We start from the raw sequence: 24,683 nt of genomic DNA, 5'->3' as shown, positions 1-24,683 counted from the left end.
CATGAACAAGCTTGAGGAACTTCGTCTTGCGGTCGTCGGACTGGGTTACGTCGGACTGCCACTGGCGGTTGAGTTTGGCAAGAAGCGCACAGTCATCGGTTACGATATCAACCGTTCGCGCATTTCCGCACTCAAGGAAGGGCGCGATAAGACACTGGAAGTGAGCAGCGAGGAACTGACCGAGGCGAAGGGCTTGGCCTACACCTGTGACTCAAGTGATCTTGGCCATTGCAACGCGTATATCGCGACGGTTCCGACGCCGATTGACAAGTTCAAGCGTCCCGACTTCTCCCCTTTGGTGAGCGCCACAGAGACGATCGCATCGGTATTGAAACCGGGCGATGTCGTCATCTATGAATCCACCGTGTATCCCGGCGCGACCGAGGACATCTGCGTACCTATCCTGGAGAGCATCTCCGGTCTCAAGTACAACACCGACTTCTATCTCGGCTATAGCCCGGAGCGCATCAATCCGGGGGATAAGGCACATCGCGTGACGGACATAAAGAAAGTCACATCAGGATCAACGCCGGAAGTCGCGGACCTTGTCGACTCACTGTATCAGGAAATCATTACGGCGGGCACACATAAGGCTAGCAGCATCCGTGTCGCGGAGGCGGCGAAGGTAATCGAAAATACTCAGCGCGACCTCAACATAGCACTGGTCAATGAACTTGCGATCATCTTCAATCGCTTGGGGATCGACACCGAGTCAGTTCTCGCGGCTGCCGGTACGAAATGGAATTTCTTGCCTTTCCGGCCGGGTTTGGTGGGCGGTCACTGCATCGGCGTGGACCCGTACTATCTGACGCACATGGCACAGTCAATTGGCTACCATCCGGAGATCATTCTCGCAGGTCGACGCCTGAACGATAGTATGGGCGAGTATGTGGTCGCACAGCTGATCAGGGCATTGACCCGACATGACATTCACATCCCTGGCGCACGCACACTCGTCCTTGGTCTTTCATTCAAAGAAAACTGTCCCGATCTTCGCAACTCGCGTGTCCTGGATATTGTGCATGGTCTGCAGGCCTATGGCGTCAAAGTGGACATTTATGACCCGTGGGTCTCAAGAGAGGAGGCACGGCACGAGTACGGGCTGGAGCTGCTTGAGGAACCTCGGCCGGGCACATACGATGCAATGCTCGTGGCTGTCGCGCATCGGCAATTCGTCGAATGGGGCGCTGAGACACTCAGATCGTTCGGTAAATCAAGGCACGTTCTCTACGACCTCAAATATGTGCTCCCTCAAGAGGCGAGCGATTTGCGCCTGTAAGCGCCTCTCGCAAACGCCGCGCTGTACGTCTTATTGAGCACTGGAGATTTAACATGAGAACCAGCTACGACCGCATACGAAGTGAAATGGTGGCGCATCCTAAGACATGGTTGATAACGGGAGTGGCTGGATTTATTGGTTCGAATCTTCTGGAAACCCTGCTCGGACTCGGACAACGGGTAGTCGGGCTGGACAACTTTTCGACTGGTCACCGGGAGAATCTGGACGAGGTGCGCTCAAACGTCGGGGCGGCTGTCTGGCAACGCTTTACCTTTATCGAAGGAGACATTCGACATCTCGACGACTGCCGGCGCGCCGTGCAGATGGCCGATCATGTTCTACATCAGGCAGCTCTGGGATCGGTGCCGCGCTCGTTGCAGGATCCTCTCTCCACGAATGAGGTGAACATTGGCGGCTTCCTCAATATGCTGGTCGCCGCGCGTGATGCGAATGTTTCGAGCTTCACCTATGCGGCTTCGAGTTCGACCTACGGCGATCATCCAGATTTACCAAAGACCGAAGATGTTATCGGACGTCCGCTGTCGCCATACGCGGTCACCAAATACGTAAACGAACTCTACGCTTCAGTGTTTGCGCGTAGTTATGGACTTAGTGCGATCGGCCTGCGCTACTTCAATGTGTTCGGTCGTCGACAGGACCCAAGCGGGGCGTATGCAGCCGTTATACCGCGCTGGACAGCAGCACTCATCAACGGTGAGGATGTTGTGATCAATGGAGACGGCGAATCTAGCCGCGATTTCTGTTATGTCGACAATGCGGTCCAGGCGAATCTGCTCGCTGCGTTCGCCGATGCCGCCAGCCGAGATCGGGTATACAACGTCGCAGTCGGAGAGCGCACTACGCTGAATCAGCTGTATGCAGATCTCCGGGCGTCGCTCACTCATCTTGGCATCGCGTTGGCCGAGACCGGTCCGGTGCATGGGCCGATGCGTGCCGGCGATATCCGTCATTCCCTCGCAAGCGTGAAGAAGGCAGAGGAGCTTCTTGGATATAGCCAACCCATAACGCTATCGCAAGGGCTGGCGATCGCCATGCCCTGGTATGTGCAGCTATTTGCAAAAGGGGGGGCATCGGGTGGCTCGAACGAGGTGGCACTCGAGACACCAGCAGGCGGGAGGTGAGTGGATGAACTCACAGTTCGCGGAGTGGCGAAGTCGTCTTCCGAAGATCCATCCCGACCACATGCGCATTGCGCGCGGCGCGGCAAGGATTTCGATCTTCGTGCTGTTAGGAAGGTGCGCTGGCGCATTCAAAGAGGTCGCAGTCGCGTACCGATTTGGCACAAGTGGGATTGTCGACGCGTATCAGTTGACGCTGGCACTCGTCAGCTGGATGCCGGCGGCCGCCATGACTATCTTCGGCATCGTATTGATCCCCGTATTCGTTGAACTTCGCCAACAGCCCCTGCAGGCACAGGCGGTTTTTCTTGGCGAGCTCGAGGCATGGGTTATCGCGGTCGGCGTTGGGTTTTCGGTTCTGCTCTTTCTGTGTTGGCCATTTGCAATCCACGTGCTTGCCGGAAATCTTTCGCCAGAGACGATCGATCTATGTCGCGATATGTTCACCTACATGGCTCCGATTGGCATTTTGATGCTGGCGTCGGGTACATATGGCGCGAGAATGCAATCGAGGGAACGACACATCAATACACTTCTCGAGGGACTTCCCGCCGTTTTTGTGCTCTGCTTTGTGCTGTTATCGCATAAACAGGTGGGAACAATTGCCCTGATCTGGGGGAGTATGGGCGGTTACCTGGCGCAGACGCTTATTGGGCGATGGTTGTTAAGTCGGCTGGATCCAATTCCGATCAAACTCCGGCTAAAGACCACGGCGCCTGAATGGCGCCGCGTCCTTGTGTCCGCACGAGTTCTGGCTGTGGGTCAACTGATCATGTGCTGCACTCCGCTGTTCGATCAGTTTATGGCTGTTCAGTTTGGTGATGGTGCCGTCGCCAAGCTTGGTTATGCCAACAGGGTGCTCTCACTCTTTCTGAGTATGGGGGCACTCGCCATCGGCCAGGCGACGCTGCCCGTTTTTTCAGACATCGTTCACTCGGGAGACCCTTGCCACGCGCGTAGAACGGCGGTCAGATGGACAATCCTCATGTTTCTATGTGGCACGTGTGTGGCGCTTGGCGCAGCTGTATTTGCACCCGATCTGATCGGTCTGGCATTCCAGCGAGGAGCTTTTACGGCTGAGGATACGGCAGCCGTAGCACAACTTTTTCGTTGGGGCCAGATACAGGTTCCCTTTTACTTTTCCAGTCTGGTTCTACTGACACTTTCCGCAGGGGCCGGTCGCTATAGACAAATGTCGACCATAGCGCTGGCAGGGGTTGCGGCCAAAGTATCTGGAACCATGATTTTCAGCCACTGGTTTGGCATCGCAGGCATTCTGCTCGGAACCGCACTAATGCATGCGACGACGTTAATTATTTATGCTCGGTACGCGTATACGTGGTCGTTGTCGGCGCAGAGAAAATCATGAAGATAATGATGCTTGTCAGTTCGATGGGGAGTGGAGGAGCGGAACGGGTTGCGTCGACGCTCATGAATGCGTGGGCAAAGCGTGGAGATTCGGTCGAACTGGTTGCGACTTTTAGCGGGCGAGGGACCTGTTTCTATAAACTCGCCGATGAGGTCAGGCTGGTGTACCTTGCCGATCATGTTGGCAAGCGCCGAAGCAGACTGGGAGGATATCTCGCGCGGTATAGAGCGTTGCGCCGTCTGATTAGTCAGAGTCGGCCCGACGTAGTGATATCGTTTCTGACCAATGTGAATGTCGCCGCCATATTAGCGAACGTCGGCCTGCATGTACCCGCGGTGGTCTGCGAACATAACAATCCCGCAGTGGATGGCCGGTCGATGTTATGGCGTTTTGCTCCCCGGTTGACCTATCCCTTTGCTGACGCCGTTACTGTGTTGACAGAAAGTGCAGTGGCGCCATTCAAACGTATGGTACCCGGCGTGCAAAAGCCTTTTGTCGTTCCCAATCCACTTCCCGACGAAATTTTTGCAATGACGAAACCAGCTGTCTTGCCGACCTTGACACAAGGCGCGGAAAACACTGGACCGGATGTCGGACGCAAGCGGCTCGTCGCGGTCGGAAGATTGCACGCACAGAAGCAGTTCAACGTGCTCATCGAGGCTTTTGCTGCGCTCGCCGACTCTTTCACGGATTGGGACTTATGGATCTGGGGCGAGGGTCCGGAACGCGCGCGCCTCGAAGCGCTGGTATCGAGGCTGAATCTGAGCGGCCGGATTTTCCTGCCTGGCAAGACTGCATCGCCATGGTCGGAAATGACTGCCTCCGACGTGTTCGCCATGTCGTCGAAGTACGAAGGGCTGCCAATGGCGCTTATGGAGGCGATGGCACTCGGCATTGCCTCCATTGCGTTCGACTGTCCGTCGGGACCTCGCGAGATCATGCGTGACGGCCGCGATGGCATGCTGATTCCCCCGGACGATGTTCAATCATTCACAGAGGGGCTCAGCCGGCTGTTTGGGGATGGTGATCTGCGAATGCACCTTGGTCAAAGCGCGGCGAGGTCGATCAAAGAACGATACTCGATCGAGTGCGTATTGGACCAATGGAGCGAACTGTTTCTGTCGATTGGCGTTGCACAGTCTTCTGCGCACGGCGGCGATCGTGCTTTCGCGCGCGAGTGCACCTGACTATAGACGATAGAAAAGCGGATATCCGCCACAAAAGACAGTTTCGGAACCTGGCTGGGGCTGTGCATGCGAGGAGCAATAATGAGCAAGATCGTATTGTTTGCCAACACCGACTGGTATCTCTACAACTTCCGCCTTTCACTTGCCCGCGCGTTGCGGGACGCGGGTCACGAAGTCGTTCTTCTTTCTCCTCCGGGAGAATATGGCGCGAAGTTGATCTCGCTCGGATTCCAGTGGATTCCGGTGCCGATGAATCGACGGAGCCTTAACCCAGTCCGTGAACTCGCACTTGTCATGTGGCTTGCGCGCTTGCTGCGCAAGCAGAAGCCTGACCTCGTACACGGATTCACGATCAAGTGTGCAGTCTACGGCTCACTGTCCGCGCGTCTTGCAGGGGTGAGGGCACGCGTGAACGCCATTGCGGGAATGGGTTATGTGTTCTCGAGCCGGGACATGAAAGCATGCGTGCTAAGACCAATAGTTCGCGGCATAATGCGTCTCGCCTTGCGGGGTCGTTCGAGTGCGGTGATACTTCAGAATCCCGACGATCACTCAATGTTCCGTGACGCCAACATCGTCGACGAACGCGCTATTCGGCTTATCAAAGGGTCTGGTGTCAATGTCGAACGGTTTAAACCTGGAGAGCGGCAGAGCAATCCACAAAACCAGACGCCATTGCGTGTCGTACTCGCCGGCCGGCTGTTGTGGGACAAAGGGATCGCTGAGTATGTCGAAGCAAGCCGGCAATTGAGAAGAGCGGGCCGCAAAATCCGCTTTATTCTGGCTGGTGCGCCGGACCCCGGAAATCCCGCTTCCATAGACGAGGCAACCCTGCAGAGTTGGATCAACGAGGGGCTTGTGGAGTGGCGGGGCCACGTGAGTGACATGCCAGGACTCTATGCGGACTGCGACGTTGCCGTTTTACCGAGTTATCGGGAGGGCCTGCCCAAGTCGATGATCGAGGCGGCTGCATGCGAACTACCGCTCGTTATTACAGATGCGCCAGGGTGTCGCGAGGTGGTCGCTGTAAATGGGCAAGACGGGCTCGTGGTGCCCGTGCGTGACAGTGTGGCACTTGCGAATGCGATCCGCCTTCTCGACGACGACCGTGCGGCTGCACGTAGGCTTGGCATAGCGGCCCGACAGAAAGTACTTGCGGAGTTCGATGAGCGCATCGTCATCTCTAGAACGCTCGATGTCTACAGGGAACTGCTTGAACCGGAGTGGCTACCTTCCGTTGCCAAGGAGGGGACGGCACCATGAAGGTCGTCCACGTTATCACTGATCTGGCTGTTGGCGGCGCCGAAACCTCGCTTGTCCGTCTCGTTCGCGCCGGCCGCCGCGATGGGGTGCATCATTCTGTCATCTCGCTGTCGTCCCAGGCCCCCCTTGCCACCGTCCTGGCAGACGAGGGCATCGAGGTGCGCATACTTGGAATGGACCGTAATCGATCACGTCTAAAAAGCGTGTTCCAGTTGGTGCGCTGGCTGGATGAACTCCAACCCGACGTCGTGCAGACGTGGATGTACCACGCCGACCTGCTGGCGGGAATGAGTGTCTATGCGGCTCAGCTTCTGCGCCACCTGCGCGGAAAGCCTCGGGCAAGACCAGTGCTTTCATGGGGTATCCATCACACGGACTTGCGACTGACGGGGAGTAGCCGCAGTACTCGCTGGATAGCAAAAGCATGCGCGTTCCTGTCCGCGAAGATACCCGACGTGATTGTATGCTGTGCTGAGGCGGCGAAATCCTCGCATTCCGAGGGCGGTTATTGCGGCAGAAAGATGATCGTTATTCCAAACGGAATCGATCTCGCAAAGTTCCGGATTGACGAAAAGGCAGGCTCTGCGTTGCGTCGCCGGCTCGGGGTACCCGAGTCGACGATACTCGTTGGTACTGTCGGCCGCTATCATCCCGTTAAAGACTATCCGACATTTAGCGAAGCGCTTCGCACCCTGCTGAAGGTCATGCCTGACTGTCACTTCATTATGGCCGGTCGCGGACTGGATCCCAGCAACGAGGAGCTGGTTTCGCTTCTGAGGGGTTCCGGCGTACTCAACAATTGTCATCTACTCGGGCCAGAAAGCGAACCACAAACGCTGCTTGCGGGGCTGGACGTCTTCTGTTTGTCGTCGAAAAGCGAAGCTTTGCCAACAGTGATCGCTGAGGCGATGGCGTGTCAGGTTCCCTGCGTCGCGACTAATGTTGGAGATACGGCATATCTTGTCGGCGAAACGGGACGACTCGTGCCGCCTGAGCGCCCGCAGGAGTTGGGGCAGGCTCTTGCAGCAGTGCTCTCGATTCCTTCGGCCGAGCGAGGCCAGTTGGGCAGGGCCGCCAGGCATCGCGTAGAACAGTTGTTCTCGATCGAGCGAAGCTGGAGAAGCTATCAACAGGTGTATTGCAATGTATTAAAGGCCCGACAGCACGCAACGAGTTAGTGAGGGCAGCATTGCCAATGCTGGACGTTTGCGGTAACTGAAGATGCATCGGCGAGGTCTGACCAGGCCCGTGCAGCCGCCGCCGGAAGTCGGTCTTATCTGGTCGTAATGTTAGTCACTTCGACGGCCGGCCCCGCCGGATCCCACACTGCTTTGCGGAAGCCGCTCTTCGATTGAACGAAGGTTGGTGACGCGCTCGTAATATGACCGGTGACGACATACCCATGTAGCGCAAGACCGCTGACATAGAAGCCTGCATCGTTCGCTGCGTAGTCGGTGTGATTCGAGATATCGATCGACACCGTCTTCGGGGTCGTGCCAGGAAGATTAGCTAGATAGACATTGATTCCAAAGTGACAATTCCGGGTGGTCGGGCTATTGATCTTGATGTTTTGAAGGGTGGACGCATTCGTATTGGGCTCGATATCCAGGCCCGCCGACGGCAGCGTTCCCGCGATGTTCTCCCACAGCGGACTATCGAAAGTAATTCCATTTCCGCTAATTATCGACGCCCCCTGCCGGCGGCAACCATTTGCGTGGTGATTCGACACGTAAATGTTGCTCGACATCACTTGCTGCGAACGGAAGGAATTGGTGATGTAAATGCCATCGCCCCAACAGTTGATCGTCGTCGGAGATTTAAGCGTGACGCCAGACGCACCTGCGATCGAGAATGCATGGCCGCCGCCGCCGCTGGCGGGGTAAGGCGTCGCGCTATTGAGCTGTTTGCTACCGTCTAGCGTCGCGAGTCTCAACCGTCACATTCGTCACGTCCCAGATGCGCATGATCTGATAAATGGCCGTGTTGTGGGGTAAGAGCTTGATTGTTGCGCCGCTTGCGAAGCGCACATAGCTATTCGTACGTAGATCGACGCCCCCGGAGTCGATCCGCACGTTGCCGCTAATGAGCAGGATTTTGCCGACAGAGTTGTTGATCGCGTTCTGGAGCGCTACGCGATCGTTGGTGACTCCATCTGCTTTGACGCCGAAAGAAGAGGCGTTGACGACGGTGGTGGGAGTTGATGTTGCGGCCTTCGCCAGGGCCTGCGCGGACGTGGAGGCCACGGGATTGCCATCGCCTCCGCCGCACCCCGCGAGGGCCATGGAGCCAGCGCTTAGCGCAAGGCCAGTGAGAAAGCTTCTGCGAGTGATGAGTGGATTTTGCCGATAGTCGATGGAGGAGCTCATAGGTCGTTGATCCCGCGTAGCGGATCCGTTTATGGCAAACAAAGGTTTGCTCGATAAAAAGGCATCGCTCAAGCATGCATGAGCGAGACAAGGTCGAGCGAGGGGATGAATGCGTCAAGAAGCCTTAGCTGCGAGGCACGCCTTCATGGTGCGTCGAACGGCTTGACGAAAAGTTGGCCACACATCGATGTCTGCCGGCGGCGCGGATGATGAGCGTGATCGGTGATGCCTTACAAACGGGAGCGATGATAAGCGTCTCGCACGTCGGCTCAATATCAGACGAGATATATTTCGTAACGAAGCGTAACTTGTGAAAAGGGCTCTTTTTCTCCTATGTTTTGCGGTACGCCCCGCCACAGGTAAGCTTGCCGGTACTTGAAACTATTCTTCAGATAAATAGAAATGCCGGCCAATTCAGAATAAAAAATTTTGCCGTTTAGCAAAAAAACATATTCCATAACGACTGTGTGGGTGTTCTGCTGAAGTCGAGAGCCTGCAGTGCCATTACGGAGAAAGGTTTGTTTTACTCCAACCGTATTCACGAATCGTTCGTTCCAGCGCAACCGGGTCGGTTGTTTCTGAGAAGATCGTCTTACGTGTGTTGACACGCTCTCCTTCAGGCGCGCCATTTGTCTGGCAAACCGGCTGTGGGGCGGAGTCAACCTGCTGGGGCGGCTGCCCAGCCGGTTGACATTCGCTACGTGACTGACCATCGCGTGCCCCGTCACCAAGGCCTTTGTTGGTGGCGCCTGGTTTGGGAGGGTCGTTCGACACCATGAGGTCGCGAACGTTGCCGGTTGGGGTTTTGATGGATGCGTCGATGTCGTGTAGCGTCTTTTCTGTCAGGTAGCCGCCAGAGGGGATGGCTTCGGGCTCGCTGGTTTCTTGCTCCACATGGAGGGGAGGGGGGGCCTCGGTCACGACGGGAGCCGAGACGTGCGTGGTGGACATCAGATAAACAATAACTCCCGTCGCTGCGCTTAACGCAATGGAAACGAGCAATGTCGTTCTTATTGTGACTGTTTCACTCACGATCGAAGGGCGCCACGGGAGCGCCGGACGATCGGGGTCTCCCACTAAACGACCAGCGTAACGCCCGACTTGACGGAGCATACTTTGAGGGTATTTTGCTTCGTAAGTTTGCGGGGTGAGCGACACCCCGCGATGAAATTGCTCAGCGCGGGTGCTCGGGAGTAGGGCGCCGCAAACGGAACAATAACAGTGATCGCGCGCAGCCACATGGCCGCAACGAGGACAGGTATTTGCACCAAACCGCCCAACGATGGTCAAGCCTCTGTTCATTGAAGCGTTCCATGTTGAAATGAACTGTCAGTTCGCAAGCTGATCGTCCGCTTGACGATGCAATGCTCCATTTCCTAGTGTTGCGTTGTCGTTGGCTGGAGACGACACCTTGCCGCCTTTGAACCATGAGAAGCGCGGACTGGCCGCCTTCATATGCAGTAACCTCTTCGCGCTCAGAGCGACGCGGCCCCAGGCACTCGCCGGAATCTCGACACTCGCATACTGTGACTCATTATTGCGGCTCCAGTACGCCTTGAACGGCTCTGTGCCAACCCCAAAGTCGAAATCGAAGTTGTGGTCGTATGCCCACTTCACCATGTGTTCGACGACAAGATGCCCCGGGCTGTATTTTGAAAATTCTTCGTCAAATCCTGTGATCAATCCTTTAACGGATGATTTGCCCATTCCTACAATTGTCGTGGCGAGCGGCTTTTGATCAAACAGGATGACATGAAGGCGCGCAGCCGGCTGATCGGGCTGTGCAGACAGTATGGCAACAAGAAAGTCACGATAGCCCTGCGAATATAGCCAGGCTCCCTGCTTCGACGCATGCTGGGCCCACTTGCGCTTGTGTTCCAGCGTCCAGTCGACCAGTTCACTAATGGCGTGCCTGTCGGTGGCCGCTATGACCACCGCTTGCAAGGCTCCTTTTTTGGCGATGCGACGCTCGAGCGCACCGGGCTTTTTACCAGACAAGGTACCGAGCGACCCACAGAACGAGTCCCAGTCCTGTATCTGTCGCAGATACGCGACACTTGCATGTCGGGGCTCATTGTAACTACATGATCGCTTCCCGGACAGGAACCGAAACAGCTTCGAGTCAGTGTAAACATAGGGCAGCCGAATGATCGCTGCGCCACAGTCTTTCATTGCCGCACGTATGGCTAGTTGTGTCAATCGGACCGTATCTTCCTTAGGATCAAGCAGTATCGACGAATAGTCCGCAGAGTCTGGGCCCAACGATCTCAGCATTGTCCACAACCCGCGACGGTACAGAGCAAGCGGCCACACCATTACCAGTTTCGAATCTGAATAACCGACGACGCAGCGCAATGCGCCGCCTTGCGGTTTCGCCAAGTTCTGCCAGCTTAGCGAACATACGGCAAACGATTCGTGATACTGACCGTCGGACCTTGACCAGAGGTCGGTCCAGTCATCTTTCAATGCTGCAAATGCTCTCGGATCCGTAACGACCTGAATGTGCGTTCCCTGTGTGCGCATGGTGTCTCCAGGTTGATGTTAGACCGCTGCTTTCGGGGGGCAAACAAAGCTGGATTCAAATCAGAGATACGCCGCTCGAATTCCAAATAACATTATTATTTCCCGATCGCTGGTCGCTTGCGAGGCCCAATAGCACCGGCGTGTACATGATAAGACGAATTGTAAGGCAAGAATTCTATATAAATTTTTATTGTGTACGGTCCCGCACATTCGGGGGCTGGAATATTAAACACCCGAAGCCGTTGGCGTATATCGTGGAAGAGACTTCATCGTGTTGGCACGAGCGTCTTGGAGAAGGAGGATGCGTGCCGGCTCTCTGTTAAAAGATTGTAATGGGTGCGGAAATGGCTAAATCTAGTATTAATCGTCGTACATTTCTGAAGGGATCCGCGTCTGCGGTTGCATTGATGTCGCTCCCGGCAATGGGAGCGACAGGCCCGTATACAAGACAGGAATGGCAGGCGTTCAAGTTGACACCTCAGTTCGAATCTTTTAAAACCGCAATAAGGCTTATGAAAGCTGTAACAGATGCGACGAAACCGACATCTTGGTCTTATTGGGTTAACGTCCATGTAAATTATTGTCCTCATATGGTGCCGTATTTCTGCGCATGGCATCGGGGTTATTTATATTATTTCGAGCAGCAATTGAGAATTGTTTCGGGTGACAACAGTTTGACGCTGCCATATTGGGACTATTACTCTTATCCGACAATACCCCAGGAGTTTCTGGATGCTGCTACGGGTAATCCGTTATATGTTAGCGGCCGTATAAATTCAAATGTGTCGAGTGCCCTGACGCTTGCGCCGTTTGCGCCAAGTGTAGTGAATTTTCCGCGGGGGACGAGTAATTCGTATGAGGCATCGTTCGAGTCTGCTCCGCATAATCCAGTGCATAACCTGATTGGCGGGTGGATGGCAGACATGCAGTCTCCGACAGACCCGATCTTCTTTTTGCATCATGCCAACGTGGACCGGTTGTGGGACGCATGGTCGCAGCAACCACAGACGACGTTGCCGTTGCCAAGTAACTCCTATTGGAGTGGCAGCTTCACCTATGCGAAGGGTCTTACGATATTGAAGTCGAAGACCTATATGCCTTCGCTTCTGAACTATCAATATGCCAGCGCCACTGTGCCGACTTCACTCCCGCCAACCGCGCAGCAAGGTCGCATAATCCGTGTTCAGGCACAACTCGGGCCAATTCATGGCCGTCCCGCGTTGACAGGTTTCTCCAAAACGAGTGAGCGTGCGATTGATTCAGGCCGGCGCTCGCTCGGCGGTGTGGCCAATATGTCACTCAACGAGAAGTCCGTCAGTGCGCAGCTTCAATTATCTTCGTCAGCATCCGCAGCGTTGCAGGACACGCTGAAGGGAAGGTCAGCGGCCGCGGCTCTTCAACAGGGGAGTAACGCGGCGCCAGCGACGACCTATCGCTCTGTTAACGTGGTCCTTGATAGCGTAACGGTCACCGAACTCGGTCGGAAAGGTGGCTACTTCTACAACGTGTATTTGAATCTTCCCGAGCAAGGGGACGTCGACGGTGTGAGCCAGAAGCACTTTCTCGGCACGTTAGGCCCATTCGAAATATCCGCCGCGATGCATCATGCCGAATCGGCGCATAGTCAAGCGCCTGTCCTGGTTTTTCCCGCCACCGAACTCTTGCAGCGCCTCGGAGCCGGGGCTTCCGGAGTGGTCGTCTCGCTGGTGAGAGTCGATGGCCCAAGTGCGCCGAAAGGGTCGGCCATATCGGTTGGCGAGCTGCGGATTGAATTGTCAACGTCCGCCCCTTGATCAGCGCTGTTGAGCGACACCAGAATTGATCGCGATTCGGGACCGACGTCGCCCGACTCCCCAAACGGGAGCGGGCGACGTTGTATTTCATGCGTGTCAGTGCCTTGCAAGGACTGGGCTTGTGTGTGACACGTCCGTCTGCCCGCAAAGGCGAGCTGATCGTGCGAGCGGCATGAGTTAATGCTCGGTCGGCCGTCGTGGGAATAGGTGACAATTGCTGCACCGTCGGCTGAGCGACGTGTAAACAATTCGTAGACCGAATTTATTCAGCGTGCGCTCGAAATGGCACTGATGCCGCGAAAAGCGGGTGAACCTCAGCTATTCATTCGCTGGATAGTTTGCAAAGGTGTGAAATTGCTCTTCCCGCTGCATCGAGTCAGCACGTGTGCGTTCAGTTTGTCGGCGAGGACAACGCAGAAAATTGACAGATGATCGGGGCCATGAGTTCGCACGAAGCCAATAACCGTTTCCTCGGTCAAAAGCCTCAAAGCTACAGGACGTTTGAGTGCTTGTGATGAATGACACGCCTTGCGAAAGTTCCAGTTGAAAGTGTGTCGAATTTGCGTCGTGGGGACGAGAGACGGCCGTGGTGATTGCTGTGCGGACCCCAACGTTATGGAACCAATGCGCAATCTCGTGTTCGAACACGAAACGTGTGGGCCGGTGCAGGACTTTGCGAATAACAAAAAGCGATGGGCGAATTGATGCTGCGTCACCCGTATATGGAAGCCAAACGGTGCCCTTGCGAAGATGTCGAGCGGGTCTGGCTGCGAATGGTGGCGCGGGGCTCAACACCGTCCGATGGGACAGGGCCAGAGCCGCTGGTAGCGCGTTTTCTGTCGCCTCCAGGTGCTGCGGTCAACTGGTCCCGGTGTTCTGAGGCTCAGGATGAACAAGACTGCAAACAAGCATTGGCGTCCGGACTTCGCACGTCTGCGTGGGACGCCATATCTCGCCATAGCTGCGCAGATCGAGGAAGCGATCAACAAAGGCGTATTCGTTCCCGGCGATCGACTTCCCTCGCAGCGTTCAATTGCAGATGACCTTGGTTTCCATCTGAACACGGTCAACCGGGCTTTTCGGGAAGTTGCGCGACGCGGACTCGGGCGTGGCAATGCTGGACGCGGAACGGTCGTGATCGCCCGCGAAAACCCACCGGTTAGCCGGCGAAGGTGAATGTGGCTGTCGTTCCCGTCTCTCTCCAGTGCAATGGCTTATTGGCGTTCTGTAGAGAGAATTGCTCCGATGATTTGCTGTGCTCGCGCGGCATGACGGCGCCCTGCTTTACCGGTTGAGCCTTCAATCGCCGACACGCACCACGTGAGGGCTGGTCTTAGCGCACGAAGACCAGCCCGATATAACAATGATGCAACGTATCAACAGGCGACCAGCGGTGGTTGGAATGGCGCGCCGGTTCGCAACGCGAAGGTATGGCGAAAATTTGCATCGAGCTTGGGGCGGAGCCTGCGTCCGGTTTCAATTATTTCGTCACGATCGCTGCCGTAAGGCCAGCATTGATTGCTGGCAGGAGCAGATTCAGCACACGGTTGAATTTGACCAGCGCGCCGTTGTCTACAAACACCACATCCTTAGGGTGGAGATCGAACTGGTTAGCGAGAATCATCGATACCGGCGAGGTGGCATCGAGATGAAAGATCTGAGGTTTGCCGGCACTGCCGTACGGGGCTCGAATGACGAACAACTGATTTGCCTCCGCCGTATTCTGGTTCAGGCTGCCCGCCTGAGAGAGGGCTTCGGCAAGCGTGAGTTTGCCGCTCCTCATGGGCAAAATGGTGGCGGGCCTGTTCACCTCGCCCATGACGTAGATGCCATTCTCGTCGCGAGCAGCGACCCGCAACATGTCGCCTCGTTGCAGCATGATCCTCGCCGGATTCCGGCCGGCGTCGATCAGGTCTGGAATGTTGATCCGTATGGTCTGATCGTCCCGGATGAGGTCGACCCTGCTTTGGTCTGCATTAGGCGTGAACCCACCCGCGCGCCCAATCGCTTCCGGCAACGTCATTGGGATATCGTTGATCTGTTGCAGGCCTGGTGCACGCACCTCGCCATCGATGTAGATCTGCGCCCAGCGGAATGACGCGACGCGTACGGTGACCTGCGGATCCTTGTATATTTTCGCGATCAGTGACGCGATTCTCGCCTGGATCTCCTTAACAGTCAGACCCGCTACGTGCACGCTGCCAGCGTAGGGAAACTGCACGTTCCCTTCATCATCGACGAGAAAACCGGGAGCGGCGTCGGAAGGTCGCGAGCTTGGATTGGGCTGACCGAGCGCGGCAACAAGTTCCGGATGATCCCAGACTGTTATCTGCAGCACATCGCCTTTCCCGACCGCATAGGCCGGGGGGTCGGACCGTGCGGTATTCAACATGGTTTGCACCTGCTGTGAGAGGTCGCCTTTTGCGGCGTCCTGCAGCTTTTGAATTTCGTCGAGGTTGATATCGGTGATCGGCACCGTGATCTGTTGTCGCGGCTCGCTACTATATTGACCGCCAGAGACATCTATAGATGACGGCACGATCATCCGCTGGCCCGGAACGGCCGAGCAGGCGGACAGGACGACTCCCAGGATAGCGATTGCTAACGCTCGAATATAACGGTCTGAGACGCACATGGCGGGTCTCCCATTTTTGTGTTGTTGGCTTCGTTGTTGTGGCGTGTGGGTTTTTCAGAGGCGCACTGACCAAAGTATCGTATTGAAGCCTCCGGCGAATAGTGCGGTCGCGCACTCGCCGGGCTGCTACCTTGCTCTTAGGTTTTCTATACGGTGCGCTAGCGCACACGATTTCTCGCAGCGATGCATAGCGTCTGCTTCAGTGTTGCGCAGTACTTCGCTGTTCCTATTCATCCAGCATTTTGCCGATCGCGAACCTTGCATGATCGGGATGGAAGCATGTGGAGGCGAAACGCTGCGTTGATGAGAAGCGACAACTCGATTAACACCGGATGCGACAAGCGGGTTTGAGAGCGACGCTCACGAGTGCAGTGGGTTCACGCCATCCATGGCGGAAGACACCAGGGTGCCGTCGACTTGTCTGATGTCCAGATGCGACTCGCCCCAGTAGTTGTTGATGCCGATGCCGGTTACCCGCTCGCCACAGCGCGAGTGAATGGGTCACGGATGTCCACATCACCGTAATGCTGATGGGTGTGTTGTTGTCCCAGGTCGATACCAACACTGAAGAGGTGGTGGTATCGACCTCAAGGGGCCGTCTGGTCCATACCTGCCCCCGCTTTTCGCAAGCCGATGCGGGCTGTTTGCGGAGCGAGAAGAGTTGCGGAGCAAAGAAAAAGGGCCTAGCCGAAGCTAAGCCCTTGAATCTTTTGGTAGGCCGTACGGGATTCGAACCTGTGACCAACGGATTAAAAGTCCGCTGCTCTACCAGCTGAGCTAACGACCCAAAAGAGAAGCGGAATTATATCGGTCGAGCCAATACGTGTCAACCAACGCCGGCCGGCCAGCAGGCGATCCACACAAAGAAAAAGCCCGGAACCTTGCGGCTCCGGGCTTTACGGCGAGAGGCGCGCGCATCGGTTATTGAAGCGTCGACACTGCGCGTTTTACTGCGTCCATCAACTACACGCCCGGCTCGTGCCGGACGCCACAACATCACTTGATCTGCGAAAGCTTGCTTTGCGCCGACTGCGCGACATCCGAGCCGCCGTACTGCGCGACGATCTGTTCGAGCGTCTTCTTCGCGGCGGCCTTCTGACCTTGTTCGAGCTGGTTGTTCGCGATAGCCAGCAGTGCTTCCGGCGCCCGCGGATGCTGCGGATACTTCTGGACGACGCCTTGCCACATGGCCGTCGAGCCCTTGTAGTCGCGCAGCGCGTAGAGCGCGTTGCCGAGCCAGTATTGTGCCGTAGGCTGATATGGGCTCTGCGGGTACTTCGCGATAAAGCTGCGGAATGACGTCGCCGCGTTCTTGAAGTCACCGCTGCGGAACTGCTGCGAAGCCGCGTTGAACGCGTCCGTTTCGCCCGGCTGCACGGAGCCCTCGACCCCATCGACCGTCTGCTGCTGCGGCTCGAACTTCTTCAGACGACCATCGAGGTCGGTGTAGTAGTCCTTCTGCTGCTTCTGCAACGTGGCGACCTGATTGGCGAGGTCCTCGTTCTGTCCGCGCAACGTCGCGACCTGCTGGTTCAACTGGTCGAGACGGTTGGACTGATCGAGGATCGTGCGTTGAGCTGCCGACAGCTGGCTCGACAGACTATCGGTCTTGGTGCGCAGATCGAGAATCGCCTGGCGAGCCTGATCGTCGTCGAACATGCCTGCGTGCGCGGGCAGGGCCATCAGGGCCGTTCCCGCGACGCAGGCGGCTGCGGCCATGCGCAGCCAGGAGAAACGGGGCGTCATACGGCTTGTCACCTATTACTGTTGATAGACGAGGTCCGCGCGGCGGTTCTGCGCCCACGAAGCTTCGTCATGACCCGTTGCCTGCGGCTTTTCTTTACCCAGACTCACGGCTTCCATTTCCGAATCCGGAACGCCCAGCAGCGACAGCGAACGGCGGACAGCTTCAGCACGCTTCTGGCCGAGTGCCAGGTTGTACTCGCTCGTGCCACGCTCGTCGGTGTTGCCCTGGATCAGGACGTGACGTTGCGGATGGCTCTTCAGATACTGCGCGTGTTGCTGCAGCAGCGGCTGGTAGTCGTCCTTGACCGAGTAGCTGTCGAAGTCGAAATAGATGCTGCGCTTGGCCAGCGGGCTGTTCGGATCGTTCAACGGATCGACGTTCACCGTGGCGACATCGTTCGGGTTAGGCTGGGCGCCCGTCGCGCCACCCTTGTTGGCGTTTTCGTCGAGCTTGACGCCCGAATGACATGCAGCCAGCGCGCCGACCATACCTACGGCAAACGCGATACGAAGTTTGGACATCATGCTTCACTCTCCTTGTGTGTTATTGCATAAACGGACCCCAGGAAGGCTCGCGTACGATGCCTCCCTGAACGGACAGGACCTGCCGCGTCCGACCATCGGTCGATACTGCGGCCAACACGCCACGGCCGTTCACCTGAGTGGCGTAAAGAATGTACTGACCATTCGCCGCGAAGCTCGGCGATTCGTCATGTGTGGTGTCGGTGAGCGCCGTCGCGACGCCCGACTGCAGATCCTGGATATACAGCTTGAAGCCCCCGCCCGTGCGCGAGATGTATGCGAGCTGCTTGCCGTCCGGGCTGACGCGCGGACTCGTATTGTAGTTGCCCGTGAAGGTCACGCGCTGCGCGCCGCCCGCGGACTCGCCGCCGGCAGGCATCTTGTAGATCTGCGGCTGGCCGCCGCGGTCGCTCGTAAAGTAGATCGACTGGCCATCAGGAGAGTACGACGGCTCGGTGTCGATCGCGCTGCCTTGCGTGAGGCGGCGCAGGCCGCTGCCGTCGGCGTTGACGGCGAAAATCTGTGTGTTGCCGGTGCGCGACAGCGCGACGGCGAGCGTGCGACCATCAGGCGACCAGGCGGGCGCGCTGTTGTTGCCCTTCTGGTCCGACACGACGACGCGGCGGCCCGTAGGCAGATCGTGGATGTAGACGATCGGCTTCTTCTTTTCGAACGACACGTACGCGACCTTCGTGCCATCCGGCGACCATGCCGGCGAGATGATCGGCTCGGGGCTGGAGAGGGCGATGTGCGCGTCCTGGCCGTCCGAGTCGGATATCTGCAGCTGATAACGGTTGCCCGTCTTGATCACGTACGACAGACGCGTCGCGAACACGCCGCGGCCGCCCATCAGCTTCGCATAGATGTAGTCGGCGACCTTGTGCGCGCTCATGCGCAGGCCGCTTTCCGGGCTGACCAGTTCGAGCCCGCCGAGGCTTTGCTGGTTGACGGTGTCGTACAGTTTGAAGCGCACCTGGTACTGGCCGTTCGGCAGCTTGGTGACGCTACCCGCCACGAACGCATTCGCGCCCTTGGCCTTCCATGCGCCGAGATCGACGGAATCGCCTTCCGAAACGGGCGCGCTGCCGGCGTCGATGTTGGTGAATTTACCGCTGCGCTGAAGGTCCTGACGGACGATCGTGCTGATCTGCTGGGGAGAATTGGCCTCGTTGGCAAAATTTGCTGTGGCGATCGGGAACTGGGTGGACCCGACGCCCGTCACGAGGACGTTGAGTTGTGCATGGGCGGCACCGCCGGCGGCGATCAGGCACGACGCTACCAGCGCTCGCAGGCCTAGCTTGGTCATCAAACTCATTCTGTATAGGTTCCCCAAAAACGAATTGCTAACACTTCACGACTACAAACAGACCGACCTACGCAGATTTCGTTCCCGGTCCGCCCTTGACAGCGTGCGAATCGGAAACGCCTGCGTCAGGCGGCTGGACGCAGCGTGATCGTAAAACTGCCGGGCGTCTTGCCGTCGATGTCCTGAGGCATTGGATCCGACCGCTGGACGGCCCGCAGTGCGGCGTCGTCCCACGCCTGGTTTCCGCTGCTACGGGTGACGGTCGCGCTCAGCAGCGTGCCCGTCGGCGAGCAGCGCACGGAAACGACCGTTTGCAGGCCCGACGTATCGCCCGACCAGATGATGTTCGGACGCACGCGGCGCTGGACCTTCTCCGCATAGCCCGGCGACGTGGCGTTGCCGCCCGCGCCGCTGCCCGTTCCACTCTTCGCGAGACCATTGCCCGTCGAGCCTTCGCCACCCGCCATGCCCTGCATGGCCGCGAGGCGCTGGCGTCGCTCGGCGTCGAGCTTCTTTGCGGCATCGGCGGCCTGGGCCTGCGCAGCAGCCTTGGCCTTGGCGGCCTTCGCCGCGTCAGCCTTGGCCTGCGCGTCGGCTTGCGCCTGCTTCGCTTCCTGTTCCTTTTGCTGTTCCTTCTGTTCTTCCTGCTGCTTCTTCAACTGCTCCTGCTTCTGCTGGGCGAGTTGCTGCTGCCTGAGCTTGTCGGCCTGTTGCTGCTGTTGCTGCTTGAGCTTCGCGGTGGCGGCTGCCGCGGCCTGATCGGCGGCGAGCTGCTGCTGGCGCTTCGCCTCGGCTTCCTGCTGGGCCTGCAGCTTCTGCTGACGCTGCTGCTCGGCAAGTTCAGCCTGACGCTGCGCTTCCTGCTGCTTGCGCTTCTTTTCCTGCAGCGCGATATCAGCCTGTTCGTCGTTGACCTGCGGGGCGGGCCTGACGGGCACGGGCGGCGGCACAACGGGGCGCGGCGTCGGCACGTCGGGCACTTCTGTCCACAGTTCGGCTTCAGCGCCCGCAGGCGTGCTGTTCTGCCAGTGGATGCCGTGATACAGGAAGAACCCCAGCAGCACGTGCATCAGCGCGGCGAGCGCGAACGCGCGCCACGTGCCGCGCTCGCGCGGCGGTCGAAGCGGGTAGGCGTTGTTCTGTCGGCGGGTCATTGCGATTTGACGAGCAATCCAACGCGCTTGACGCCACGAGCCTTCAGGTCGGACATCACGTTCATCACGACTTCATACTTGACGGTTTTGTCGGCGGCGATCACGACGGGCTGATCGGGATGCGACGCCTGACGGTCGGTGACGAAGCTGCGCAGGTCGGCCTGCGTCATCGTCTCCTGTTGCGTCGCGCCCGCGTCGTCCTTGTACTTGACGTTCATATTGCCGTCCGCCTTGATGTTGACGACGACGGGCGGCGTCTGCTGCTGCGGCGCGGCGCCGCCGACAGTCGGCAGGTTCACGATCGACGGCGCCACGAGCGGGGCCGTCACCATGAAGATCACGAGCAGCACGAGCATCACGTCGATGTACGGGACGACGTTGATGTCGGCCATCGCGCGGCGCGAGCGGCTGCCGCGCATGCTGGAACGGGCTGAACCGGCCATCGTGGACTCCTTAATGGGCCTGACGTTGCAGGATGTTCGAGAACTCTTCGATGAAGGTTTCGAAGCGGATCGCGAGGCGGTCGATATCGTGCGCGTAGCGGTTGTAGGCGACCACGGCAGGGATAGCGGCGAACAGGCCAATGGCCGTTGCGGTCAGCGCTTCGGCGATGCCCGGCGCGACGTTCGCGAGGGTGGCCTGCTGGACGTTCGCGAGGCCGCGGAACGCGTTCATGATGCCCCACACAGTGCCGAACAGACCGATATACGGGCTGACCGACCCGACCGATGCGAGGAACGCGAGGTTGGCCTCAAGCACGTCCATTTCGCGCTGGAATGCGGCGCGCATGGCACGGCGCGCGCCGTCGAGAATCGCGCCCGAATCGTTGAGACGCTTTTCCTTGCCCTTCAGGAACTCACGCATGCCCGACTCGAAAATACGTTCGAGCGCGCCGATCGTGTGACGGTTGTTCGCGGCGCTCTGATACAGCGCCTGCAGGTCGCCGCCCGACCAGAAATCGCGTTCGAAGCGTTCAGTCTGCGCCCGTGCGCGGCGAATCGCAAACCACTTGCGGAAGATGAAAGTCCACGACATCAGCGACAGCAGCAACAGCAGCGCCATCACTGCCTGCGCCAGCAGGCTCGCATTGAGAACGAGGGAAATGATCGACAGATCTTGTGTAGTGTTCATAGAGGTTCGTTGTAACGTCCCGGGTGGGGCGTCCGGCTGCAAGGTGGGTCGAAGCGTTCGGTTGGCATTCAGTTGGCAAACCGGAAGCTTCGGCGGGTTCTTCGCCGAACCATGCTTGGTCTTGTTATGACCGTTACGAGTTCACTGTCCAGCTAACAACGACGCTCAAATACTCGCCGTTGACACGCTGGGGCCCGGTTCGCGCCGCAACGCGGCGTGAACCGGCGGAGGAATGGCGGCTGGCTTCATCGATTGCGAGTCGACACAGCCGACGCGGATCGTGCCCGTTGCCAGCAGCGTATCGTCGCGCCAGGCTTCCTGAGCGAAATCCACCGATGCGCGGCCAAGCCGCTCGATCCGGCTGACGATGCGCAGCATGTCGTCGAGCCGGGCAGGCGCGCGATAGTCGAGCGCGGTGCTCCGCACGACGAAGAGCGCGCCCGATTCTTCGGCCAGCTTGCGTTGATCGACGCCGCACGCGCGCAGCCATTCGGTGCGCGCGCGCTCGAAAAATTTCAGGTAGTTCGCGTAAAACACGATGCCGCCGGCATCGGTGTCTTCGTAATACACGCGAATCGGCCAGACAAAGCCGATTTCCGCGCCGGACTGACTGTCAGACATATTCATGGCGCGCATTTTACCGGAACGCAAAAGCGCGCCGCATTTTTGCGGCACTTTCGTGTCCGGTTGCGTTCGACCTGCAAGACGGGCGCCGCGTCGCTGCCGCAAGATCCAGCCGACGCGGCGCGCCCATGAAACCTAGCCGCGATGGATGTTCAGGCCGGCAAACGACTGCGCGACGGGCATCAACTCGATCGTATTGATGTTGACGTGCGCGGGGCGCGTCGCGATCCAGTAGATCGAATCGGCGATGTCTTCGGCCGTGAGCGGCTGGACGTTCTGATAGACGCCCGCAGCCTTCTCGTCGTCGCCGCGGAAACGCACGTTCGAAAACTCGGTGCCGCCGCACAGGCCCGGCTCGATGTCCGTCACGCGAATGGGCGTGCCGTGCAGGTCGGCGCGCAGGTTCAGGCTGAACTGGCGCACGAACGCCTTGGTCGCGCCGTACACGTTGCCGCCCGGATACGGCCAGGTGCCCGCCACCGAGCCCAGATTGAACACATGCCCGCGGCTGCGCTCGATCATCCCCGGCAGGAAGGCGCGCGTGACCTGCACGAGGCCCGTGCAGTTGGTGTCGATCATCGTCGTCCAGTCGTCGAGCTCGGCACGTTGCGCGGGCTCGAGCCCGAGCGCGAGGCCGGCGTTGTTGACGAGCACGTCGACGGCGGCGAAGTCGGCGGGCAGGGCGTTGGGGACGGCTTCGACGGCTGCGCGGTCGCGCACGTCCAGTTCGAAGGGCAGAAGGTTTTCGCCGAGCTCGTCGGCGAGCGCCTGCAGGCGATCCTTGCGGCGCGCGGTCGCGACCACGCAATGGCCGCCCTTGACGAAAGCCCTGGCGATAGCGGCGCCGAACCCTGCGGACGCGCCGGTGACGAACACGATCATTGCTGTTCCCTGGTCGGTGAAGAAAGGCCACAAGCCTACTTCCAATGCGGCGATGCGGCAAGAATGACCCCGCCGCGCGAAGGCACGTTCGGGCGGAGCGCCGGGCGGCTGCTGCCACGGCAGGCCGGGGCTTCTGGCCGCCGTGGCAGCGCGCCGGCCGGCTCGGTTGCCTCGGTTGCCTATTCGACCCGGTTCCAATAAACTAACGCGCTCACCCCTGCGTGACTGGCGATAGAACCCCATGCTGTCAAGCCTGACGGGTTCAAGGTGGAGCGTCCCACCGTGAAGCGCAGGGTGCCGTTTTGCCGTTCGCCTGGGCAGCCATGTTTCGCGCGCGCCGTCGTTTGCGCTGCCGGTGGTTGTCCTGACTCGCGTGTGCGGCACCTCCTTCATACGCCGCGTCAAGGCTCCCACCATCAGCGGTGGCCAGCAGTGCTGCGTACCCAATACGCTCCCGGCACCCGACCTGCGCACGATCCGGTCAACCTGAACACACTTAACGGAACCAGCATGTTTGACAAAGCCCAAAGCACCATCGCCAATGTCGATCCGGAAATCTGGAAGGCAATCCAGGACGAAGACCGCCGTCAGGAAGAGCACATCGAACTGATCGCATCGGAAAACTACACGAGCCCGGCCGTGATGGCCGCACAGGGCTCGCAGCTCACCAACAAGTACGCCGAAGGCTACCCGGGCAAGCGCTACTACGGCGGCTGCGAATACGTCGACGTCGTCGAACAACTGGCGATCGACCGCGTGAAGCAGCTGTTCGGTGCCGAAGCCGCGAATGTCCAGCCGAACTCGGGCTCGCAGGCGAACCAGGGTGTGTTCTTCGCGATGCTCAAGCCGGGCGACACGATCATGGGCATGAGCCTCGCGCATGGCGGCCATTTGACGCACGGCTCGCCCGTCAACATGTCGGGCAAGTGGTTCAACGTCGTCAGCTACGGTCTGAACGAGGCTGAGGACATCGACTACGACGCCGCTGAGAAGCTGGCTCAGGAGCACAAGCCGAAGATCATCATCGCGGGCGCATCGGCGTTTGCGCTGCGTATCGACTTCGAGCGCCTGTCGAAGATCGCCAGGTCGGTTGGCGCGTACCTGATGGTCGACATGGCGCACTACGCCGGTCTGATCGCAGCGGGCGTGTACCCGAATCCGGTGCCGTTCGCCGACTTCGTCACGACGACCACGCACAAGAGCCTGCGCGGCCCGCGCGGCGGCGTGATCCTGATGAAGGCGGAGTTCGAGAAGCAGATCAACTCGGCCATTTTCCCGGGCATCCAGGGCGGGCCGCTGATGCACGTGATCGCGGGCAAGGCTGTCGCGTTCAAGGAAGCGCTGACGCCGGAGTTCAAGGAATACCAGCAACACGTGGTCGACAACGCGCGCGTGCTGGCTGAAACGCTCGTCAAGCGCGGCCTGCGCATCGTGTCGGGCCGCACGGAAAGCCACGTGATGCTGGTCGACCTGCGCGCGAAGAAGATCACGGGCAAGGCAGCGGAAGCGGCACTGGGCGCGGCGCACATCACCGTGAACAAGAACGCGATTCCGAACGACCCGGAAAAGCCGTTCGTGACGAGCGGTGTGCGTCTCGGTTCGCCCGCCATGACGACGCGCGGCTTCGGCACGAAGGAAGCCGAGCAGGTCGGCAACCTGATCGCCGACGTGCTGGACAACCCGGAAGACACGGCCACGATCGAGCGCGTGCGCGCGCAGGTCGCCGAGTTGACCCAACGCTTCCCGGTCTACCGCTAAGCCACC

The 24,683-nt window shown here is 58.6% G+C and carries 22 protein-coding genes, 1 tRNA gene and 1 riboswitch; of the genes, 9 read left to right on the top strand and 14 right to left on the bottom strand.

All coding sequences use genetic code 11. From position 1 onward, the window contains the following. Nucleotide 1: 1 nt before the first annotated feature. The 6 genes from tviB (at nucleotide 2) to C2L64_RS14685 (ending at nucleotide 7,415) form a co-directional block, all read left to right on the top strand. Nucleotides 2-1,279 (top strand): Vi polysaccharide biosynthesis UDP-N-acetylglucosamine C-6 dehydrogenase TviB, encoded by a 1,278-nt coding sequence (tviB, locus tag C2L64_RS14710; RefSeq protein WP_090837680.1) that lies wholly within the window; start codon nucleotides 2-4, stop codon nucleotides 1,277-1,279. A 53-nt stretch (nucleotides 1,280-1,332) separates the two neighbouring features. Beyond that, on the top strand, nucleotides 1,333-2,421 hold the full coding sequence (locus C2L64_RS14705) for an SDR family oxidoreductase (RefSeq protein WP_090837683.1): 1,089 nt from the start codon (nucleotides 1,333-1,335) through the stop codon (nucleotides 2,419-2,421). A 4-nt stretch (nucleotides 2,422-2,425) separates the two neighbouring features. Continuing rightward, a complete protein-coding gene (gene murJ, locus C2L64_RS14700; RefSeq protein WP_158660516.1) occupies nucleotides 2,426-3,787 on the top strand; it encodes a murein biosynthesis integral membrane protein MurJ in 1,362 nt (453 codons plus the stop codon). Continuing rightward, nucleotides 3,784-4,974, top strand: coding sequence for a glycosyltransferase family 4 protein (locus C2L64_RS14695; protein ID WP_090837688.1), 1,191 nt, complete (start codon nucleotides 3,784-3,786; stop codon nucleotides 4,972-4,974). The genes murJ and C2L64_RS14695 overlap by 4 nt, the downstream gene beginning before the upstream one ends. 81 nt (nucleotides 4,975-5,055) lie before the next feature. Next, nucleotides 5,056-6,237: a glycosyltransferase family 4 protein gene (locus tag C2L64_RS14690; RefSeq protein ID WP_090837689.1), complete on the top strand. Its 1,182-nt coding sequence runs from the start codon at nucleotides 5,056-5,058 to the stop codon at nucleotides 6,235-6,237. Further along, complete coding sequence (locus tag C2L64_RS14685) at nucleotides 6,234-7,415, top strand: glycosyltransferase family 4 protein (RefSeq protein ID WP_090837692.1); 1,182 nt, start codon at nucleotides 6,234-6,236, stop codon at nucleotides 7,413-7,415. The genes C2L64_RS14690 and C2L64_RS14685 overlap by 4 nt, the downstream gene beginning before the upstream one ends. A gap of 95 nt (nucleotides 7,416-7,510) precedes the next feature. Here C2L64_RS14685 and C2L64_RS54875 read toward each other — a convergent pair whose 3' ends face one another. From C2L64_RS54875 to C2L64_RS14675, 4 genes are all read right to left on the bottom strand, one after another. Then, nucleotides 7,511-8,170: a hypothetical protein gene (locus C2L64_RS54875; RefSeq protein ID WP_244144562.1), complete on the bottom strand. Its 660-nt coding sequence runs from the start codon at nucleotides 8,168-8,170 to the stop codon at nucleotides 7,511-7,513. Then, complete coding sequence (locus C2L64_RS54870) at nucleotides 8,145-8,603, bottom strand: hypothetical protein (protein WP_244144561.1); 459 nt, start codon at nucleotides 8,601-8,603, stop codon at nucleotides 8,145-8,147. The genes C2L64_RS54875 and C2L64_RS54870 overlap by 26 nt, the downstream gene beginning before the upstream one ends. A gap of 504 nt (nucleotides 8,604-9,107) precedes the next feature. Next, nucleotides 9,108-9,635, bottom strand: a complete 528-nt coding sequence (locus tag C2L64_RS53225; RefSeq protein ID WP_143055792.1) for a hypothetical protein — start codon at nucleotides 9,633-9,635, stop codon at nucleotides 9,108-9,110. A 297-nt stretch (nucleotides 9,636-9,932) separates the two neighbouring features. Further along, entirely contained in the window at nucleotides 9,933-11,126 is a 1,194-nt protein-coding gene (locus C2L64_RS14675) for a GNAT family N-acetyltransferase (RefSeq protein ID WP_090837694.1), read from the bottom strand. A 332-nt stretch (nucleotides 11,127-11,458) separates the two neighbouring features. On the opposite strand from C2L64_RS14675, the gene C2L64_RS14670 reads away from it, so the two are divergent. Together C2L64_RS14670 and C2L64_RS14665 are read left to right on the top strand one after the other, a co-directional pair. Next, nucleotides 11,459-12,919 carry a tyrosinase family protein gene (locus C2L64_RS14670; protein WP_090837697.1) on the top strand — a complete coding sequence of 487 codons (1,461 nt, stop codon included), beginning with the start codon at nucleotides 11,459-11,461 and terminating at the stop codon, nucleotides 12,917-12,919. 888 nt (nucleotides 12,920-13,807) lie between these two features. Continuing rightward, nucleotides 13,808-14,095 carry a GntR family transcriptional regulator gene (locus C2L64_RS14665; protein WP_090837699.1) on the top strand — a complete coding sequence of 96 codons (288 nt, stop codon included), beginning with the start codon at nucleotides 13,808-13,810 and terminating at the stop codon, nucleotides 14,093-14,095. A 304-nt stretch (nucleotides 14,096-14,399) separates the two neighbouring features. On the opposite strand, the gene C2L64_RS14660 is transcribed toward C2L64_RS14665, so the two are convergent. The 10 genes from C2L64_RS14660 to ydfG all read right to left on the bottom strand — a co-directional run bounded on the left by C2L64_RS14660 (nucleotide 14,400) and on the right by ydfG (nucleotide 22,919). Continuing rightward, entirely contained in the window at nucleotides 14,400-15,554 is a 1,155-nt protein-coding gene (locus C2L64_RS14660; RefSeq protein ID WP_208525962.1) for a polysaccharide biosynthesis/export family protein, read from the bottom strand. Nucleotides 15,555-16,265: 711 nt separating this feature from the next. Next, nucleotides 16,266-16,341 (bottom strand) — tRNA-Lys (locus C2L64_RS14655). Between the two features lie 209 nt (nucleotides 16,342-16,550). Further along, nucleotides 16,551-17,300, bottom strand: a complete 750-nt coding sequence (gene ybgF / locus C2L64_RS14650) for a tol-pal system protein YbgF (protein ID WP_090837701.1) — start codon at nucleotides 17,298-17,300, stop codon at nucleotides 16,551-16,553. A 15-nt stretch (nucleotides 17,301-17,315) separates the two neighbouring features. Further along, nucleotides 17,316-17,825 (bottom strand): peptidoglycan-associated lipoprotein Pal, encoded by a 510-nt coding sequence (pal, locus tag C2L64_RS14645; protein WP_007584951.1) that lies wholly within the window; start codon nucleotides 17,823-17,825, stop codon nucleotides 17,316-17,318. Nucleotides 17,826-17,844: 19 nt separating this feature from the next. Further along, the gene (tolB, locus tag C2L64_RS14640; RefSeq protein ID WP_036002953.1) at nucleotides 17,845-19,137 is read right to left on the bottom strand and encodes a Tol-Pal system beta propeller repeat protein TolB; all 1,293 of its coding nucleotides are present in this window, start codon (nucleotides 19,135-19,137) and stop codon (nucleotides 17,845-17,847) included. Between the two features lie 116 nt (nucleotides 19,138-19,253). Continuing rightward, entirely contained in the window at nucleotides 19,254-20,282 is a 1,029-nt protein-coding gene (tolA, locus tag C2L64_RS14635) for a cell envelope integrity protein TolA (protein ID WP_090837703.1), read from the bottom strand. Beyond that, a complete protein-coding gene (gene tolR / locus C2L64_RS14630) occupies nucleotides 20,279-20,725 on the bottom strand; it encodes a protein TolR (protein WP_007733411.1) in 447 nt (148 codons plus the stop codon). The genes tolA and tolR overlap by 4 nt, the downstream gene beginning before the upstream one ends. Before the next feature lie 10 nt (nucleotides 20,726-20,735). Continuing rightward, complete coding sequence (gene tolQ, locus C2L64_RS14625) at nucleotides 20,736-21,413, bottom strand: protein TolQ (RefSeq protein WP_090532318.1); 678 nt, start codon at nucleotides 21,411-21,413, stop codon at nucleotides 20,736-20,738. A gap of 165 nt (nucleotides 21,414-21,578) precedes the next feature. Continuing rightward, nucleotides 21,579-22,049, bottom strand: a complete 471-nt coding sequence (ybgC, locus tag C2L64_RS14620; protein WP_007584936.1) for a tol-pal system-associated acyl-CoA thioesterase — start codon at nucleotides 22,047-22,049, stop codon at nucleotides 21,579-21,581. Nucleotides 22,050-22,172: 123 nt separating this feature from the next. Then, nucleotides 22,173-22,919 (bottom strand): bifunctional NADP-dependent 3-hydroxy acid dehydrogenase/3-hydroxypropionate dehydrogenase YdfG, encoded by a 747-nt coding sequence (ydfG, locus tag C2L64_RS14615; RefSeq protein WP_090837705.1) that lies wholly within the window; start codon nucleotides 22,917-22,919, stop codon nucleotides 22,173-22,175. 211 nt (nucleotides 22,920-23,130) lie between these two features. Further along, nucleotides 23,131-23,245, top strand: a riboswitch (ZMP/ZTP riboswitch). Nucleotides 23,246-23,429: 184 nt separating this feature from the next. Here ydfG and glyA point away from each other — a divergent pair. Then, nucleotides 23,430-24,677: a serine hydroxymethyltransferase gene (gene glyA / locus C2L64_RS14610; RefSeq protein ID WP_007733414.1), complete on the top strand. Its 1,248-nt coding sequence runs from the start codon at nucleotides 23,430-23,432 to the stop codon at nucleotides 24,675-24,677. Nucleotides 24,678-24,683: the final 6 nt, after the last annotated feature.

Origin of the sequence: Paraburkholderia hospita (assembly GCF_002902965.1) — a bacterium.
Taxonomy (GTDB): Bacteria; Pseudomonadota; Gammaproteobacteria; order Burkholderiales; family Burkholderiaceae; genus Paraburkholderia; species Paraburkholderia hospita.
This window is presented reverse-complemented; position numbering and strand designations above follow the sequence as displayed.